Source organism: Lutibacter sp. HS1-25 (genome assembly GCF_004121075.1).
Lineage (GTDB): Bacteria > Bacteroidota > Bacteroidia > Flavobacteriales > Flavobacteriaceae > Lutibacter.
Window position 1 is genome coordinate 55,874 of the sequence record NZ_RHLN01000016.1, and the last position, 18,824, is coordinate 74,697.

Consider the following 18,824-nt stretch of genomic DNA (forward strand, 5'->3'; position numbering starts at 1 on the left):
GAAATGTCGAAGATTTTTAGGATATGCGTTAATCTTTGTTTTTTTGGAGCGTATCATATTCAATCAAGTAAATTTCTTCATTTTCTTTTTTCATATGATATTCTTCTCGTGCAAATTTCTCTAATTCCTTTTTGTTTTGAAGTTGTTGTATTAACAAACTATCTTTATAGATTTCAGATTTATAATATTCTTTTTCACTTTCTAATTTATTGATTTCTTTGTCGAATTCTAAATGATTGATCAAAGAGTTTTCATCAAAAAATACCATCCAAACAATAAAAACAGCGATAATAATCACGTATTTATTGGTGATAATTTTTACAAATGGCTTATTTTTTAATTGTTTTAGGTTCATAAATTTATAATTTCTGACTAATAACAGTTCTTACAATATCTATAGCAACGGTATTGTGTCTGTCGTTTGGAATTATAATATCTGCATAATTTTTGGTTGGCTCAATAAATTGTTGATGCATAGGTTTTAATGTATTTTGATAACGTGTAATTACTTCATTTACATCACGGCCACGCTCTTCAACATCGCGTTTTAATCGTCTAATCAATCGCTCATCTGTATCAGCGTGTACAAATATTTTAATATCAAATAAATCGCGCAATTCTGGATTGTTAAAAATAAGAATTCCTTCAACAATTACAACTTTTCTTGGATGTGTAATTAAAGTATCAACTGTGCGATTGTGTGTAACAAATGAATATACTGGCTGGTTGATGGTTTTTCCCTTTTTTAAATCCATTAAATGAGAAACCAATAAGTTAAAATCGATGGCCTTAGGATGGTCGAAATTAATTTTTGTACGCTCTTCGTAGCTTAAGTTTTTGGTTTCATTGTAATAAGAGTCTTGTGACAATACACAAACTTCATCTAGCGGTAACTCATTTAAAATTTGATTTACTACAGTAGTTTTTCCACTTCCTGTTCCGCCTGCTATTCCTATTATAAGCATGTAATTTCTTGTTTAATTTGCTGCAAATTTAATCAAATATAATAGGTTAAAGATTATTGTGGTGAAATTTAGATTTTTTTTAAATATTCTTATCTGTAGCGGTTTATAAAATTTCTTTATGAAGTATTTTCCGAGTCCATTTTTTTAAGCTTTTTTAATTTAGTAACCTCTTAAACTGGATTAATGTGGTATTTTACAAATTATTAATATATGCTAAGCTTGTTTTATAAACTGCTGTTTTATTTATTTTAGCTTTTATCCAAGCATAAAAGCTAATGGTAAAAATATCTTCTTCTATTGTTTTAATTTTTAACAAAGCATCAACTTTATCCTTGAACTTATCAGCATAGACATCTTCAGTTTTGTAAAAGAAAATTGAAATTAGTTTGATAAAATTTAAAACTATTGATTCTTTGTGATTTATTAGATGTGTTCTGTGTTTTTTTCTAAAACTATTCAATCTAGATGTTGCAAGGTCTATATAATCTAACTCTATAAGTAGTAAAATTTCAATCAAGTTTTTTTGAATTACCCAAACATATCCCACTTTTGAGATATACCATTGGTCGCTATGGTAAAAGCCTTTGTAAATATTAAAAGCTTCTTTGTAGTTTTCATTTAAAAATAATGAAACTACCAATGTTAGTTTTAAATTAAGTGAATATTCAAGTGTGTTTTTATGCTTTTCAAAATTAAATGTTTGTAAATTTTTAATTGCAGCTTTATTGTCTCCGGTGTAAATTAATAATAAATTTTCTAACAACGCATATTGTGGGTGGAACATTGTATAGTACTTTTTCTTTTCCAAAAGCATATTAGTTTGCATAGCTTTGAGATGCTTATTTGCTTCCTTGAAGTTTTTAATGCGAAAATAAGTATTTGCTAAATAGTACAATACTTGTAAGTGATCATATAAATGTTTTTTTGAATACCTTTCTGAAGCATCTATTGCCTTGCAAGTGTTTTCAATAAATGGTAAAATAGCATGATAATTTCTTGTAACATGTGCAATTTGATTGCTTATTTGTAAGATTTTAAAAAGAGATTGGTAGCTTAGATTTTTAGTAATTGAAATATTAAATAATTTTAAATTTCTATTGATAATGTTTGAAACTTCAGGGTTATTTTCATTCAATTCAGCTTGAATAGTTGCGTAAAATAAGTTTAAATTTTCTTCTTGCTGAATATTTAATTTATTTGCTTGGTATTTGCTAATTAAGTGCTGTAGATTTAATGTTTTATTTAAATGTGCATGGTGTATTTGAGTTTGATAAATTTCATTCAAAACATTATATAATGAATATTTAATAGCAATTAACGCTGCTTTACCCAATGTTTTAAAAGCGATATTATTTTTGTTTTGTTGAAAAAAATATTGACTAACAAATACTAATTTTAACGCACTCATTTCTTCTGAAGATTCTTTATTGAAGCCTTTGGTAGCAATAAAATCTATCAGCGAATCGTGAAGTCGTTTGTACAATGCATGGTAAGCTCCTTTTGAGGGTTTTCCGTAAATAACCTTATCTAAATTAGTTTGCTCAATTGAGGTGTCTAAAAGTGTAAACAGTTCAATGTTTTTAGTGTCGTTTCTTTTATTCTTTCTCTTTAAATTTCGTAAGAACTCCTTTTTGTCTTCTGGAGATAAAGTTGTAATCATTGTGTGTATTATGCTCATTTATATCATAAGTTATTTTATTCAAATATACCTTTATACTGTGATATTAAAGTTAAAAACAAATATTTAATCGTAAGTTTTGTTGAATTGTAGGTTTTACGGGTAAGTTAATTTTATTGAATTTTGACCTATAGAATAAAATAATAAACAATTAAACTAAACATTATGGATTACAATTTTAAAAGTGATGCAGCTCAGGAAAATGAGTCTAAATCAACATCACGAATTTCAAAAAATAAGGAAATCAAAGAATTTGATCAAAAACCAACTCCTGCTTTTATAGGAGCGTCTTGGGTGGCTCTTTTTGTGGGAATTTTGGCTTACTGTATAGGTTTATGGAATTCTGATATGCAATTAAATGAAAGAGGGTATTATTTTACCATTTTGCTTTTTGGCTTGTTTTCAGCAATATCTGTTCAAAAAAGTGTTAGAGATCGGTTGGAAGGTTTACAAGTTACCGATTTGTATTATGGGATTAGTTGGTTTTCGGCTATTAGCGCCATTGTTCTTTTACTAATTGGGTTGTGGAATGCTGATTTATTGCTAAGTGAAAAAGGTTTTTACGGAATGGCTTATACCTTAAGTTTGTACGCTTCAATAGCTGTTCAAAAAAACACACGAGACAAAAGTTATATTGAAAATAATGAAATAATTACTGAGCACAAATAAAATGGGTGTAGTTTAGAGCTTAGATAATTTATTTATTAAGTTTTAAAAACATAAAAACTAACAGAAATATACTTTAACAATTAAGCAAAACATTATGAAAACAAATGAAATAATTACATTTACCACTATCGCACTATTAGGACTTATATCAATAGTTTTTCCCGTATTTTTTCATAGCAATTTAAAACAATATGATGCCCCTTTATTTCCTTTATTAAGAGCTGGAATTGAAGGGATATCAAAATACAGTATATGGTTTTTGATTTTTTCAGGTTTTATGGTTAAATTATTTAGTGATATCTCCTTTTGGAAAATTGGATTGATGAGCATGGTTTTATTTCCATTAGCTTCTATTTGTGAAATGTTCGTAGACTTATCTTCTCATAATATGTTTCCCATTGAATTTATAGTTTATGGTATTTTAACAATTCCATCAATAATAGGAGCGTATATTTCTCAGGTTATTAAAAGCTTTTTTATTAAAAATAAATAAAAATTGGTCGTAACAAAGCATTTAAAATAAAGAGTAATTTTTACTAAAAAGGCATAAATATTTAAACAATATTTAATAGTTCTAAGTCTGATTTGCAATTAAATCCAAAGCAATCGTTAGGCAAACGAGTGCAAATATTAGAAAATAAAAAATCCTCTTCAAGTGAAGAGGATTTTTTGAGCCGATAGAGGGACTCGAACCCACGACCTGCTGATTACAAATCAGCTGCTCTAGCCAGCTGAGCTACATCGGCTTATTTCGGGTGCAAATTAAATCACTTTATTAATAATAAACAAATATTTTTTAATTTATTTTTCAAATAAAATGTAATTGCAAGAAAGTTAGTGTTTTGGTTTTGGAAAAGTATATTTTTGCAGGCATAAAATAACACCGTAATAAGTCTTGTCATGAAAAAAATAAATTTTAAAAAGGTAGCTAAAATACTAGCTATTGTATTGTTACTTTTTGTTATCACCTTGGTAGCTGCACCTTTTCTTTTTAAGGATAAAATAAAAGCAGCTGTTTTAACTGCTGTTAACGAGAATTTAACTGCTAAAGTTGCATTTGAAGATGTTGATTTGAGTTTTTTTCGAAGTTTTCCGCAGGCATCTGTAATTTTAGATCATTTATCAATAATTAACAATGCGCCTTTTGAAAATGATACATTAATGGTTGTTAGTGAGTTGGGTTTAAGCATGTCTGTTAAAGAACTTTTTAAAGGTGAAAATGAAGCTATAAATATTTCAGCAATAAAAATTAATGGTGCTTGTTTAAATTTTATTTCGAATGTAGATGGAATTGCAAATTACGATATTGTAAAACCTTCTGAAAATGAAAGTGATAGCGAATCTGGTTCTTTTAATTTTTCAGTAGAAAAATATGAAATTACTAATAGTACTATTTTATATAAGGATGAGGTTTCTAAAATTAATTTGATGTTGCGTGATTTTAACCACTCAGGTTCGGGAGATTTATCGGCAAAGCAGTCTAAATTAGACACAAAATCTTCTGTAAAATTATCATTTCAATTTGAAGAGGTAAAATATTTTGAAAATGCCGAAATAACCTTAGATGCTTTAATTGGAGTTGATTTAGAAACAAATACCTATTCTTTTTTACAAAATGAGGCAAATATTAGCGGGTTGCCATTGGCTTTTGACGGAAATGTTGTTTTGTTAGATGCAGGTCAGCAAATTGATATTAGTTTTAAAACGCCAACATCATCATTTAAAAACTTTTTAGCGTTAATGCCAAAGGTCTATGCTTCAAATTTGGACAATGTTAAAACCGAAGGCGATTTTACAGTTAGTGGTTTTGTTAAGGGAATGAATAATGATGATAGAATTCCTAATTTTGATTTAAATATTGCTTCAAACAATGCTTGGTTTAAATATGCAGACTTGCCTAAAGCAGTTGAGAATATCACCATAAAAGCACTTATTAAAAACGAAACTGGTATTGTTGCAGATACTTATGTGATTTTAGATGCCTTGAATTTTAAAATTGATGAGGATGTATTTAAATCCAATGCCAATATTAAAAATCTAACAACAAATCCGGTTGTAAATGCAAAACTAAACGGTACTATAAATTTGGCAAATATTTCAAATGCGTATCCTTTTGAGATGAAGGAAAAGTTATCGGGAATTTTAAAAATGGATATTGCTACTAATTTTGATATGGATGCTGTTGAAAAAAGTAAATACGAAAGAATTAAAAGTAGTGGTAATATTACTTTAAGCAATTTTGTGTATAATGGTGCTGCTTTTGTAAATTCATTCAACATTAAAACGGCATCGGTTAATTTTACGCCTCAAGTAATTTCCTTGCAACAATTTGCAGCAACCACAGGTAAAACAGATATTGAAGCAACTGGGTCTTTACAAGATGTTATTGGTTTTGTTGTTGCCAATAAACCATTAAAAGGAAACTTTAATTTAGTGTCTAATAAATTTTCGGTAAACGATTTTATGAGCGATGTTGCTGTTGAACAAAGTAGTGATACCCTAGCAAAATCGGCCATAAAAATTCCTGCATTTTTAGATTGTACCATTGCAGCTCAGGCAAATACGGTTTTGTACGATCATTTTGAACTTAAGAATTTTAAAGGGAAAATGACAATTAAAGATGAAAAAGTCAATCTTGAAAATGTAACTTCTTCTCTTTTAGGTGGAAATTTAATGCTCAATGGTAGCGTTTCAACCAAAGAAGCAACGCCTTCTTTTACAATGAATTTAGGGATGAATTCATTTGATATTGCATCGTCTTTTGAAAAAATGGATTTGTTGAAAAAATTGATACCAATGGCAAAATATATTCAGGGGAAGTTAAATACCGAATTGAGTTTTTCGGGTGATTTGGATAGTGAATTTTCGCCTAATTTAAAAACAGTTTCAGGAAATGCATTTGCAGAACTATTAACCAGAGAATTTGATTTAAAATCGTCTGTATTGATGAATACATTGTCTAGTCAGTTAAAATTTATTGATTTAAATAAACTGGATTTGAAGAATTTAAAAACAACTTTGGTTTTTGAAAAAGGGAGAGTATTGGTAAAACCATTTACTATAAATTATCAAGACATAGCAATTGATATTAGCGGAACACACGGTTTTGATATGTCTATGGATTACAACGCTACTTTTTTGGTGCCTGCTAAATATCTTGGAAATGAAGTAACAGGTTTGTTGGCTAAATACAGTACAGAAGATGTTTCAAAAGTAAAAGTACCTGTAAACGCAATTATTGGAGGTAATTTTGACAAACCAAAAATTACAACCGATTATAAAAGTGCAGTTAGTAGTTTAACAACTCAGTTGGTTGATGTAAATAAATTAAAAGCTCAGGGAGTAAGTACAATTACAAATTTATTAAAGCAACAAACTGAAAAATCTACAGAAACTAAAAGTGATTCAGTTGCAACACCTTCTAAAGCACCTGTTTCTAATCAGCAAAAAGTGGTAGACAGTTTGTTAAAAGTTAAATTGAATAGTTTATTTAGCGGTAAAAAGAAGAAGAAAGATACCATAAAATAACTGTAATTTTTACAAATAAAAAATCCCATAGGCACTTGTAGTCTATGGGGTTTTTTTATGATTTCTGAATTATTTTATAAACTTTGAAGTTAAAGTATGTACAAAAAGAATGTTTCCTAGTTTGTCATATTTCTCAAAAATCTCAATACCGTTATCGGTTTTAACCATACTTTCGTGGAAACCAAGTAAAGTTAAATCAGCATCACTCGAATACTCATTTATCAAATCTACCCTGTTTTTATTTTCATCAATAGGTAAAACAACAATATTATTTGCAGATATTGGCAGTCTACCACTAGATGTTAAATCAATTAAATTTTGTTCTTCTTGTTTTATATTTTCTTTTGGAAAAGTGGCAAAAATCTTAATTTGACCATTTTTCCAATCTGGATGTCCAAGAATAATATAAGATAGTAAAATCATTAAATTGGCATTTTCATAATCTTCTTTTCTTATCCAAATATGAATGTCTTTTTTATATCCAAATCCTTTGATAGAACTTGACAATACGCATAAATCATAATTGGCAGCTTTTAGTACGCTAAAATTGTCAATAATAGTATTTAGCCATTCCGTTTTTCCTTTTTGATATTCAAAAAGCATCATATTATTAGGCTGTCCAGAAATACCAGGTTGTTGTATTGCTTGTACAATTGCCGAAGTATTTGAAGGTGAAATAAGTGTTTGTAAATACACATTAGATTTTAAATTAGAGCCAGCCTTTATTAATTTTTCTAAGTTTAAATCGGCTTTAGCTTTAGATTCTTTCGAAAAATAAGCTTTTTCAAAATGAATATATGATCCAAAACCATATCTGTAACAAATCCATTTCATCATTTCTAAAGCGCCATAGCGCTCAAAACTATCTTGAGATAAACACAAAACAGCAGGTCGCCAAGCTTCTTCTTTATTTTCTTTATCTGTTTTTTGAAGAAATACTTGCATTGTTCTGCTAAACTGATAAATAACACCTTGAAAAATAGAAGCCATACCTTGTTTGTGGTCATTTTTTAAGGTAATGTAAAAGTACAATACAACCATTAGTAAAATTGCAGCAAAGGCGTAAGTTGTATTAATTTTAAACATTAAAAATATACACATAACAGCTCCTAATAAAGATAAATACCATTTTGATTTAAATGATGGGCGGTAAGATGGATCAGCAGCAAAATGTTGCATAAATGAAATCAGGCAAAGTGAACCATAAGTAACCATAAAAAACATAGAAATAACTTCTGCAACAGCATTTACGTCTCCCATTAAAACAAAAATAAGCGCAATTATACTTGTTAAAATTGTAGCATTTCGTGGTTCATTATTTTTTTCGGTTCCTTTTGCAACCCAATCATTTGTAGATTTTTTAGGAAAAACTTGATCGCCTCCAATGGCTTGTAGCGTTCTGGGTGCAACCATAAATGAACCCAAAGCAGAAGAAATTGTAGCGGCAGCCAATCCAATTGGTATAATTGGTCCCCACAATGCTATTTTACTCATTATTAATTGATCGTTTACCAAATCTTCAGGACTTGCCGACGTAAAAAGTTTTAAAGCAATAAATACATAAATAATCATTCCAACAATTGTAGCAGATAGTGATCCTAATGGAATTGATTTTTTAGGGTCTTTTAAATCACCTGAAAGTCCAACTCCAGCTGTCATACCAGTAAAAGCAGGGAATATAATTGCAAATACATAAAAAAAACTTTTGTCTGTTGTAGCACCGCTAAATATTCTTGAACTGTCAAAAACTTCGCCATATGGCGTTGATCCAAAAAAGAAAAGAATTAAAGAAACGGCAAGTATTGCTACAACTACATACAATGCTTTCATACCCAAATCAGCGCCTTTAGTAACCATTAAAAGAATTAATAATAACAGTGCGGGTATGCTAAAAAGTCTATTGTCGTATAATTCATAACCAAACTCTGTAGCAACCCAAGGTTTAATAGCTTCAAAAGCTTCAGCAAAAGCTATAATATAAAAAGCAACACTAATTGCCTGAGAAAGATACAATGTAATACCAATGGCAGCACCAATGTTTACTCCAAAAGAGCGTGAAATAATAAAATATTCTCCACCACCTTCAACTTTTTGGTTGGTCGCAATTTCAGCCAAAGCCATTGCTGTTGGTATGGTAACCATATGGCCAATAATGATAATTGCTAAGGTTCCCATAAAACCAACTGAACCCACAGCAAAACCAAAACGTAAAAACATAACTGCACCTAATATGGTAGAAATGGCTGTTAAAAAAACAGGCAATGTGCCAAAATTTGCTTTTGACGAAACAAGAGGATTACTCATAATTATTTTAAGGGTATTTGTTGCTATTTTTTTTGATTTGCTAAAGTATAAATAAGCTGTACGTTATATAAAAATAGCTAAATTAAAACAATAATTACATTTTTTGTTTTTAGAAGATTTTATTTTAATGATTTTTTTTGAATTTGTAGTTGATTGTCTTATATTTAAAAAATATGGCATGATATATGTTATTTAATCAATTGCTTAAAACAAATATTTTATGAAAAAAACAACACTAATTTGTGTGTTTATTAGTTGCTTTACCAACCCACTTTTTTCTCAAAAATTAACAGATAATTATATTAAAGAGCAAATTGCTATTTATAAAAATGAATTGCGTGGACCTTATAAAGATATTCGTTGGTTTTGTAAGGACGAAAGCGTAAGAATGCCAAAAGAACCTTGTCCAGATTCTATTGGGCCAGGTGTTCAACATGCAAGATATAAGGATGTTGTTGAGAATATTGGAAAGAAAAATCATGTTTTTTTAGGTCAAATTTTGGCTTACACTACTGTTGATGCGTTTTGGGATGTTCAAAATCAACAATCTAGGTTAAAACAATATCAATTAGATAAGTATTTAAGAGCTGTAGATGATGGTTGGATTCATAGAAAAGGACAATATTACAGAGGTTCTATTCAGGCCGAAGATGAAGAAGCTTGGGGGGTAGATTTTTACAAATGGTTGTTGGCTGGAGATAAAAATATCACTCAAAATTATTTTTTAATTCGTCAGTCGTTAAAAGATATTCCACATAAAGGAGACGGTAATTTGGCGCAATTAATGAGGAGTCAGTCTAAAGTACTGTCAGATTTATTTCCTTCATTTATGGATTTGCGTATTAAAATTCACGGTCAGCCAACATACGATGATATTGAAAAAGTAAAACAATTTAAAATCAATAATAATTTAAAATTAACAAATGATTTAAATTTAAAATTTGATGAACTGGTTGTAACTATGGATAAATATTACCAACCAGTTGATGTTAATTTGTTGCCTCAAAAAAATACGTTACTTAAAAATACAGCAATTGGTAATTTAATTAAAGAATATGCTGTAAAAAATGGTAGCGAAAAAAAACCAGCTGTTTTGGTTACTGAAACATCAATATTATTGTTAGAAATAAGAAATGCGGTTTTAACTGAAAAAAGACCTTTGGCTAGATTACAGTTGTTGGATACATCATTAAAACTGGAAGAAATTATTTTTAAAAATGCTTCAGAATGGCATCCAATAACAATTGAAGAATTGCTGAATAAAACATATTATTTGGCAATGGCAACTGCAGGTGCTGGATATATTGAATTATGGGAGTGGCATAAAACAGAGGTAGTTTTAAAACCTCAAAATGTAGCCACACTTACTTTAAATGAGCTTACTGCTGTTTTAGAAAGTGCTAGAAGTATTGTTGAGTGGAGTTCTTCTATGGTAAAAGCATCTTATGAAGATATTGTTGAGGTTTATACTGGTTTTGAACCAAAAACATATGGTTTTATTGACGATAGAATTAGAAGTTCTATAGCGCTTCATTTGGGAAAAAGTGTTGCAGATTTGGGTGATATTTTGGCAACAGAATCTTCTTTAACAAACAAAGTTCTGACTATTTCAAACCAAAGTGCTGTTCGTGGATTAAATCCAGGTTATGCTTTTGGAGAGTTAGTGGTTATTGATGGTTCGCCTGAAGGTGTTGAGGTTTCTTCAAATAAAATTTATATTTTTCAAAAACCGCCTTCCGATTTAAAACCTGTTGGAGGTATAGCAACTGTTGCTGAAGGTAATTTGGTTTCGCACGTGCAATTGTTGGCGCGTAATTTAGGAATTCCAAATGCCGCATTGTCTGATGATAACCTTCAAAATTTAAAAAAGTACAATGGCAAAAAAGTATTTTATGCAGTTTCTAATAAAGGAAATGTAATTCTGAAATTAGAAAATGAAATGACAGCTGAAGAGTTAGGGTTGTTTTCTAAAAAAGCACGTAATGAAGCTAAAATAGCCGTGCCTATTGAGCAAATTCGTTTAGAGGAAAACAGCATTTTGAATATGCGAAATGTGGATGCTCATGATTCGGGTAAAATATGCGGACCAAAAGCGGCCAATTTAGGGCAGTTGAAAAAAATGTTTTCCGATAAAGTTGTAGAGGGAATTGTAATTCCTTTCGGGATTTTTAAAAGTCATATGGATCAACCAATGCCCGAGCAAAATGTTTCTTATTGGGTATTTTTAACCAATATGTTTAAGGAAGCTGAAAAAATGCGAAGCAATAAAACAGATGAAGATTTGGTTGAGAAATACCAACTAAAACAATTGGAAATTTTAAGTGCAGCCATTAAAAAAATGTCTTTAAAGCCAAGTTTTGTTGCGCAAATTGACAAAGAATTTCAGTCGGTTTTAGGGAAAAAACTAGGTGAAATACCAGTGTTTTTAAGAAGTGATACCAATATGGAAGATTTAAAAGATTTTTCGGGTGCTGGGTTAAATTTAACGTTGTTTAATGTAGTTAGTAAAGAAAAAATATTGCAAGGAATTAAAGATGTTTGGGCATCTCCGTACACCGAAAGAAGTTTTAAATGGCGTCAAAAATATTTATTAAATCCTGAAAATGTTTTCCCTTCAATTTTGGTAATACCAAGTGTAGATGTTGATTATTCGGGTGTTATGATAACAAAAGGAGTTAATTCGGGTAATTCAAAAGATTTAACCATTGCTTTTAGTAGAGGTGCAGGTGGAGCAGTAGATGGGCAAATGGCTGAGTCTTATGAAATTCAATTTAACGGAAAAGTGAAGTTAATTGCTCCTGCTCGTGAGACATTGTACAATAGTTTGCCAACGACAGGTGGCACTTTAAAAAAGTCAGCCACTTTTGAAACTCCTATTTTAAATGAACAAAATTTAAAAGAGATTGTTGCTTTAAGAGAAGCTGTTCAACAAAAAATGGCCGAAGAAGTAAATGCAACTTATACAGGTGCTTATGATGTTGAACTTGGTTTTAAAAATAACAAACTATGGTTATTTCAAATTAGACCGTTTGTTGAAAATAAAAAAGCGGTAAGTTCGGGATATTTAGAATCCATTACACCTAAAATTGATAAAAACAAAACAATATTACTTTCAAAAAAAATATAAAATGAAGAATTATTTAAAATATACAATTGTTTTAGTATTGTGTTTGATTTTTGTGGGCTTTAATCCTTACCCAATAGACGGTTATTCAAGAACGGGTATAAAGCGGTTGTTGCGAATAGAAAGAATAAAAAGCGGTGAAATTAAAGAAGCGAATACGCTTCCTGTGGGCGCAATGAAATCATATAAAGATATTCAATTGAATCTTTTAGCTAAAACCAAAGATAGTACTGCACAATTTTTAATTAAAGATGAAAAATTTAATAAAGAAATAAATGGACTGTTTTATGGGTTGGATAAAAGTTATTCGCTATCAGTTTTAGATATTTCAGATATAAATAATATTCGTTATGCAGCGCGTAATGAAACTGCTGGTTATCAGCCGGGTAGTGTTGGTAAGTTGGCAGTTTTAAACGGTTTGTTTACGCAGTTGGCTAAAATTTATCCAGATTCTTTTGATAAAAGAATTGAACTTTTGAAAACCAAATCTGTAAAAGCAGGTTTGTGGGGTTTAACAGACGAACATACTGTTCCAATTTTTAATATAGAAACCAACAAATTAGTGAAAAGACAGGTGGTTGAAGCTGATGTTTTTACTTTGTTTGAATGGGCAGATCATATGATGTCTGTTAGTAACAATGGAGCTGCAAGTATTGTATGGAGAGAAGTTTTGTTAATGGCGGCTTTTGGTAAAGATTATCCGACTTTAACACAAGAAGGTGTCGATGCTTATTTTAAAAATACACCTAAAAAAGAATTGACTGATTTGGGTAATGATGTGGTTAATTTGCCATTGCGTGAATTAGGAATTACTTTTGATGAATGGCGATTGGGAAGTTTTTTTACCAGAGGAGCTAATAATTTTATTGGAAATAAAGATGGAAGTATTGGAAGTCCAATTGGTTTAATGAAATTTTTAGTTCAATTAGAGCAAGGTAAAGTTGTTGATGAAAAATCGAGTTTAGAAATGAAGCGTTTAATGTATATGACCGATAGAAGAATTAGATATGCGCAATCACCTGCATTAAGCAACGCTGCCGTTTATTTTAAATCTGGAAGCTTGTATAAATGTGATAGAAGCAAAGGAGAAGCTTGTGGAAAATATATGGGTAATGTTCAAAACTTTATGAATTCGGTTATTATAGTAGAGCATCCAAACAACAAAAAATATATGGTGGTATTAATGACCAATGTGTTACGAAAAAATTCGGCAAGTGACCATATGTATTTGGCAGGAAGTATTGATAAATTGATTAATAAATAAGCTATTTTTTATTCAAAATTTCTAACGCTTTTTTTCTAATATTTTCATTGGTATCATTTATTGTTAACTCAACCAACGGTTTGTATTTCGGATCGTTGGTTTTTTCAATTAAATACAATACGGCTAGTTTTAATTTACTGTCTTTTCTTTGTAGTAAAGTTTTGTAACATTCAGCCTCACTTAGCATTTTTAAGTTTAGTTTTTTAATTTTTTCTTCAGAAATAGCTTCCACTAACATAGATTCTGCAATTGGAATTAATTCCTTTTTTAGTTGATTGTCTAAAATATTATCTAAAAATTCAATGGCGTGTATGCGTTGTTCTTCCTTACCGTTTAAAATAATATTAAGAATAGGTTCAACATCATTTGGAGGATATTTGATTCCTAAAAACCTAAAAATACGCTGTAACTGCCTGTCTAAACGTTGTTCCAATAATTGCATAAGTCCATTTCTGGCCTCAATAACTTCCAGATTTTCTTTTAAGTAATCTTTCTTTTTATATTGAATAACAATTTGAGAATGAATTACAGAAAGTGTGTTTTGGTATAAGTGGCACTCGTCCAGTACTTTGTCAACAATGTACCGATCTTTAATATATAGATTTGGATATTTCCATTTCAATCTTTTCAAAGCCTCAATAGCTTCAATTTTAATGGTATGTTCAGTTTCATCAGTTAATTTTTTTAAGCAGCTAATTGCTTTTTGAGAAGCAAATTTTTCGATAACAGCTATTGCATGAACGGCATCTTCTATGGCAATAGATTCTTCTTTAATTCTCTTAACCAAAATTTCATTGATAGGTTCTCCATAGCTAAATAAGGCATCAGTAGCACTTTTCCTAGTTTCTTTACCACTTAAAAAATCAATTATAGTAGGTATAAATCTTTGGTCTAATGTTTTGGCGCAACATAAAATAGCAGTGTTTTGTATGGTTTGATTACTAGATTGTAATTGTGTATTTAAAATGTGATAAAAATTTTCAACTCTGGCATTTCCTATGGCTTCTAAAATAGCCTGAATTTTATTTGTTTTTTGTTCTTCAGAAGTCAATTCTACGCTTTGTTGTAAGGCTATTTGAATTCTGTTTTCTAAGTTAAATCTATTTTGAAGTAAAGGGTGATTTCTTAGTTCTAATGAAAGTCCAATTAAAGCTGCGTTTGCAATGGTATCATCTTTTCGATTTAAATATTTAGCAAATAAGTCAATAGTATCATTGTTGTATTTTTTTAATAAATACCTAAAAGCGGCTGTAGTTACCTGTTGGTCGCGATCATTTACCATAGTTTCTATTTGAAAGCACAAATTTTCTGATTTCAAAAAGTATAAATTTTCAATGGCAAGCGCTCTTACTTTTGGTGATTCGTGAATTAGCAATGCTTTTATGGCTGTAAAAAAGCGTTCGTCTTTGGCTTCTAATGTTTTTTGAAGCATATGTAATATTTGACCTTCAGAACCATTATTCAATACTTTATTTACGGTGTCAATTATTGAAGTTACAGCAATTTCTTTTTTAACGGTTTTTTCTTTTTTTACTTGTGTTGTGTCGAATAAATTTTTAAATGAAACAATATATTCGATTCTTAAATGATAAATAAAATAAAGCCAAACAGATATCAATGCTATAATAATTAAACTAATATAAGTTGATGAGATATCTAATCCGTTTACAAAAAATATTAAAATAAAACCTGCCAATCCGGTAGCTATACTGTCTACAACAACGTCTGTAAATGTTTTTGTTTTCTTTTTGATGTCAATTGGAATTGGGATTGACAATAATTCTGTGGCGGCTTTATTAACAGATTGTTTTAAGCTGCCATCTATAATTTTAATGACAATAATTACCCAAATTTGAGGAATAAATAACAATAGTATTGAACCAATAAAAACCCCCGAAGGAAGCCATAATAACGATTTTCCAACACCAAAAGTACCAACAATACGTTTTGTTAAAAATAATTGAACTAGCAATGAAATTACACTTAATGTAGAAAACCAAAATCCGAAAAATGAAGTTAATTCTTCCTGATCTTCAATAAGTCTGGATGCATAGTCACTGTATTGGTAATCAACCAGTTTGGCAACCAAAACACTTAGTCCGATAACAATTGCAATTAAACTTAATAATTTTGATTGTTTTATTAGTTTAAAAGGCGACTCTACTTTTGGGTCTGATCTAAGAGAAACCTGAAAAGTATTTAGTTTAACAACCTCGGTTTTCCATATATATTTTGTTATTGGCAAGCAAAAAAATACAATAAATGCGGCAACAAAAAGTAGTACTTCGGTTCTTAAAAATGTTGTTAAAATAGAAGTTAAATACCCTCCAAAAATACCACCAGCAATGGCGCCTGCACCAATAAATCCAAATATTCGTTTTGCTTCTCTAACATTGTAAACAAGGTTGGCTAAAATCCAAAATTGCGAAGCAGTGAGCAAACCAAAAATAGCAACCCAAACATAGGGGATGTATAATATAAATCCACCAGCTATGTTAAAAGTAAAAGCAATTCCAAAAATAACCAATGAAATAACAGAGCCTATAATAGTGCCTTCAATTACTTTGTTTAAAGGATTTTTTTCTAAAATTTTATCGTAAAAATAAGATCCAATAATGGCCATTATTGCGGTTAATACGTATCCTAATGGTAACGCATCTGAAGTTAATTCTGATAAAAAAAGCGAATTTATAGTTGGTTTTACAATAAGTAAAGTGGTAATTAATAAAAATATATTTAGTTGAAGTAAAAGTGTTTTATGAAGTTCTTCTTCTTTTAAATCAAATATTTGTAAAATGTATTTTTTAATAGTATTAAGATGAAACATTTGGTGTTCTTTTTTAAAAAGATGAAGAAATTTTTATCAAATATATTGAAATGTAAATTGCTTACAAAGGATTTTACATTTTCAAATTTTATTTAAATTAAAAAGCTATTTAATTAATTTTAAGTGCTTTTTCAACTGGTTTTACCAAATTTCTAATAATTTTTTCACCTGAAGCATCTTCAACAAGTGCGACTAAAATATAGCGTCTTTTTGGATCTTTTCCCCAAACCAAAATAGAGTCAGAATGGAAGTTTCTCCAAGAACCAGATTTTCTAAACAACCTTGCTTCTGGCGCAATTTGATCTAAAGTATTTACAAATTTGTGGTGTAAAGCAGGATCTTCCATAATGTCTAACATTTGTTTAGACCTGTTAGTGCTTACTAATTTTCCGTTTGCTAATAAATAATAAAATCGGCAAACCTGATTTACGGTTGCTGCGTGGCTTAAATTTTTTAGCGGTTCTCTATTTGTTGCTCCTGTGCTGGCGTAACGTTTTCCAACCCAAAGACCGCCTCCGTGTTCTTCATCGTATAATTGATATCTCTCATCGGTTAAAACGCTTTCAATTTTATCAAAACCTAGTTTGTCAATCATTCTTGTTGCTGCAGCATTGTTAGATTTGCTAATCATTATTTTCATATCATTAGTAAGCTCAGGTGTTTCAATAATTTCACCCTTTTCAAGGGCGTCCATAGCAGCTAATAATATGGCAATTTTAGGTAAACTTGCCGCATACATCATATTGTTACCATTTACTCGAGCATATTCAATGTTGTTTTGATCGCTTAAGTCAATAACCCCAACAGCCATTTTATTTTTTGCAATTAAACTTTTCCATTTCGGATTTTTGTTTAACTCTAATTGCAGTTGGTTTTGAAGTTGTTTATTGTAAAGACTTCCTAAAGGTTTTAATGTTGAATTGTTTGATTGAATTGGAAGTTCATTTTGACTAATGATAATATTTGTACTAAAAAATGTTAAAACTAAAAGTAATTGAATAGCTTTCATTGTATTTTTTTTAGAATTAATAGTTAAAATACAAATTTAATTTGTGAATTAAGCAAAAAGAAACTTGAAATAGATTTTAGTTTAAAGAAATGTTTTAGATTTTTTAAGGGCTGTTTCTACTGGAACTACTAAGTTTCGTATAATATTTTCACCATTGTTATCATCAATAAGTGCAACTAAAATATAACGCCTTGTTTCATCTCCCCAAACTAAAATAGAATCAGAATGAAAATTTTTCCAAGAACCAGATTTTCTAAATAGTCTTGCGTCAGGAGCAATCAAATCCAATGTATTTACAAATTTATGGTGTAATGCTGGTTTTTCCATAATGTCTAGCATTTGTTTGGATCTGTCATTGTTTACCAATTGACCATTTGCTAGTAAATAGTAATATTTACAAACTTGGTTTACAGTTGCAGCGTGACTTAAATGTTTTAGTGGCTCTCTGTTTGTAGGACCATCAGATGCATATCTTTTACCAACCCATAAACCGCCATAGGTTTTGTCGTATAATTTGTAATTTTCATCGGTCATTACACTTGCAATTTTTGCATAACCCAATCGGTCAATCATTCTTGTGGCAGCTTGGTTGTTAGAATTGCTTATCATGAGTTTCATGTCTTCCTTAATTTGAGGAGTTTCTTTTAATTCTCCTTTTTCTATAGCATCCATTGCTGCTAATAAAACGGCAATTTTTGGTAAACTTGCAGCGTACATCATTTGGTTGCTATTTACACTTGCGTATTTGGCATTTTCAGGATTGGTAAGGTCAATAACGCCAACAGCCATTTTATTTTTTGCAATTAAATTTTTCCAAGCAGGTACTTTATTTAGTTCTTGTTCTAAACTTTTTTGAAGATCAGAATTTTGTAAGCTATTTAAAGGTTTTATTTTTGATTGATCTAAATGTAAGGGTAAATCGTTTTGAGATTTTACACCAGTTGTAATAAGAAGCATTATTGCTATAATTAATTGATATAACTTCATTTAGATGCCAATTTGTTAGTTTATAAATTAGGCAAATGTATTTTATTTTTAAATATGTTGGTTGTTAAATTTTTAAGTTTGATGAAAATAAATATTCCTTGATAATATTGATGTTTTAGGGTTTTTGTAGGGTGAAATTTGTTAAATTATTGTTTGAGGATTTATATTATGAAATTTTTTTAGATTAAAATTTACATTTTTTTTGAATTGTATTAACAATCAATGTTTGAAATTGATTTTGCATTAGGGATAGTAGCGGCATCCTTTTTTACAATGCAACGCAGTGAAATTGTAAAAAAGATATAGCGAATAGCCCGACCGAAGGGAATGCCCAATTTAAAAATAAGATAGGTTTTGAAATACTTATAAAAAAAGCCTTTTCAAGTAAATGAAAAGGCTTTTGTCGGGGTGGCAGGATTCGAACCTGCGACCTCCGCGTCCCAAACGCGGCGCGATAACCGGGCTACGC

12 protein-coding genes and 1 tRNA gene are annotated in these 18,824 nt (G+C 29.9%); 5 read left to right on the forward strand and 8 right to left on the reverse strand.

Features of this window, described 5'->3' with window-relative positions:
• Window positions 1–28: 28 nt before the first annotated feature.
• From EC396_RS07785 to EC396_RS07795, 3 genes are all read right to left on the reverse strand, one after another.
• Complete coding sequence (locus tag EC396_RS07785) at window positions 29–355, reverse strand: septum formation initiator family protein (RefSeq protein WP_129366144.1); 327 nt, start codon at window positions 353–355, stop codon at window positions 29–31.
• Window positions 356–359: 4 nt separating this feature from the next.
• On the reverse strand, window positions 360–965 hold the full coding sequence (udk, locus tag EC396_RS07790; protein WP_129366145.1) for a uridine kinase: 606 nt from the start codon (window positions 963–965) through the stop codon (window positions 360–362).
• Window positions 966–1,158: 193 nt separating this feature from the next.
• Window positions 1,159–2,643, reverse strand: coding sequence for a hypothetical protein (locus EC396_RS07795; protein ID WP_129366146.1), 1,485 nt, complete (start codon window positions 2,641–2,643; stop codon window positions 1,159–1,161).
• Window positions 2,644–2,808: 165 nt separating this feature from the next.
• Here EC396_RS07795 and yiaA point away from each other — a divergent pair, with 165 nt between their 5' ends.
• Both yiaA and EC396_RS07805 read left to right on the forward strand, forming a co-directional pair.
• Window positions 2,809–3,312, forward strand: a complete 504-nt coding sequence (yiaA, locus tag EC396_RS07800; RefSeq protein ID WP_129366147.1) for an inner membrane protein YiaA — start codon at window positions 2,809–2,811, stop codon at window positions 3,310–3,312.
• A gap of 94 nt (window positions 3,313–3,406) precedes the next feature.
• On the forward strand, window positions 3,407–3,805 hold the full coding sequence (locus tag EC396_RS07805) for a hypothetical protein (RefSeq protein ID WP_129366148.1): 399 nt from the start codon (window positions 3,407–3,409) through the stop codon (window positions 3,803–3,805).
• Window positions 3,806–3,984: 179 nt separating this feature from the next.
• On the opposite strand, the gene EC396_RS07810 is transcribed toward EC396_RS07805, so the two are convergent.
• Window positions 3,985–4,058, reverse strand: a tRNA-Thr gene (locus tag EC396_RS07810).
• A gap of 154 nt (window positions 4,059–4,212) precedes the next feature.
• Between EC396_RS07810 and EC396_RS07815 the strand changes: the two genes are divergently transcribed.
• On the forward strand, window positions 4,213–6,840 hold the full coding sequence (locus EC396_RS07815; RefSeq protein WP_129366149.1) for an AsmA-like C-terminal region-containing protein: 2,628 nt from the start codon (window positions 4,213–4,215) through the stop codon (window positions 6,838–6,840).
• 69 nt (window positions 6,841–6,909) lie between these two features.
• Here EC396_RS07815 and EC396_RS07820 read toward each other — a convergent pair whose 3' ends face one another.
• A complete protein-coding gene (locus EC396_RS07820) occupies window positions 6,910–9,144 on the reverse strand; it encodes an amino acid permease (RefSeq protein WP_129366150.1) in 2,235 nt (744 codons plus the stop codon).
• A 220-nt stretch (window positions 9,145–9,364) separates the two neighbouring features.
• Here EC396_RS07820 and EC396_RS07825 point away from each other — a divergent pair, with 220 nt between their 5' ends.
• Both EC396_RS07825 and EC396_RS07830 read left to right on the forward strand, forming a co-directional pair.
• Window positions 9,365–12,271: a PEP/pyruvate-binding domain-containing protein gene (locus tag EC396_RS07825; protein ID WP_129366151.1), complete on the forward strand. Its 2,907-nt coding sequence runs from the start codon at window positions 9,365–9,367 to the stop codon at window positions 12,269–12,271.
• Window position 12,272: 1 nt separating this feature from the next.
• Entirely contained in the window at window positions 12,273–13,532 is a 1,260-nt protein-coding gene (locus EC396_RS07830) for a serine hydrolase (RefSeq protein WP_129366152.1), read from the forward strand.
• Between the two features lies 1 nt (window position 13,533).
• On the opposite strand, the gene EC396_RS07835 is transcribed toward EC396_RS07830, so the two are convergent.
• The 3 genes from EC396_RS07835 to EC396_RS07845 all read right to left on the reverse strand — a co-directional run bounded on the left by EC396_RS07835 (window position 13,534) and on the right by EC396_RS07845 (window position 18,355).
• Complete coding sequence (locus tag EC396_RS07835; protein ID WP_129366153.1) at window positions 13,534–16,359, reverse strand: Npt1/Npt2 family nucleotide transporter; 2,826 nt, start codon at window positions 16,357–16,359, stop codon at window positions 13,534–13,536.
• 109 nt (window positions 16,360–16,468) lie between these two features.
• Window positions 16,469–17,368: a serine hydrolase gene (locus EC396_RS07840; RefSeq protein ID WP_129366154.1), complete on the reverse strand. Its 900-nt coding sequence runs from the start codon at window positions 17,366–17,368 to the stop codon at window positions 16,469–16,471.
• An 81-nt stretch (window positions 17,369–17,449) separates the two neighbouring features.
• Window positions 17,450–18,355, reverse strand: a complete 906-nt coding sequence (locus EC396_RS07845) for a serine hydrolase (protein ID WP_129366155.1) — start codon at window positions 18,353–18,355, stop codon at window positions 17,450–17,452.
• Between the last annotated feature and the right edge of the window lie 469 nt (window positions 18,356–18,824).

Excerpts from the sequence above, each read along its gene's own strand:
- EC396_RS07785 (WP_129366144.1), bottom strand. The coding sequence starts at position 355 with ATGAACCTAAAACAATTAAAAAATAAGCCATTTGTAAAAATTATCACC.
- udk (WP_129366145.1), bottom strand. The coding sequence starts at position 965 with ATGCTTATAATAGGAATAGCAGGCGGAACAGGAAGTGGAAAAACTACT.
- EC396_RS07795 (WP_129366146.1), bottom strand. The coding sequence starts at position 2,643 with ATGAGCATAATACACACAATGATTACAACTTTATCTCCAGAAGACAAA.
- yiaA (WP_129366147.1), top strand. The coding sequence starts at position 2,809 with ATGGATTACAATTTTAAAAGTGATGCAGCTCAGGAAAATGAGTCTAAA.
- EC396_RS07805 (WP_129366148.1), top strand. The coding sequence starts at position 3,407 with ATGAAAACAAATGAAATAATTACATTTACCACTATCGCACTATTAGGA.
- EC396_RS07815 (WP_129366149.1), top strand. The coding sequence starts at position 4,213 with ATGAAAAAAATAAATTTTAAAAAGGTAGCTAAAATACTAGCTATTGTA.
- EC396_RS07820 (WP_129366150.1), bottom strand. The coding sequence starts at position 9,144 with ATGAGTAATCCTCTTGTTTCGTCAAAAGCAAATTTTGGCACATTGCCT.
- EC396_RS07825 (WP_129366151.1), top strand. The coding sequence starts at position 9,365 with ATGAAAAAAACAACACTAATTTGTGTGTTTATTAGTTGCTTTACCAAC.
- EC396_RS07830 (WP_129366152.1), top strand. The coding sequence starts at position 12,273 with ATGAAGAATTATTTAAAATATACAATTGTTTTAGTATTGTGTTTGATT.
- EC396_RS07835 (WP_129366153.1), bottom strand. The coding sequence starts at position 16,359 with ATGTTTCATCTTAATACTATTAAAAAATACATTTTACAAATATTTGAT.
- EC396_RS07840 (WP_129366154.1), bottom strand. The coding sequence starts at position 17,368 with ATGAAAGCTATTCAATTACTTTTAGTTTTAACATTTTTTAGTACAAAT.
- EC396_RS07845 (WP_129366155.1), bottom strand. The coding sequence starts at position 18,355 with ATGAAGTTATATCAATTAATTATAGCAATAATGCTTCTTATTACAACT.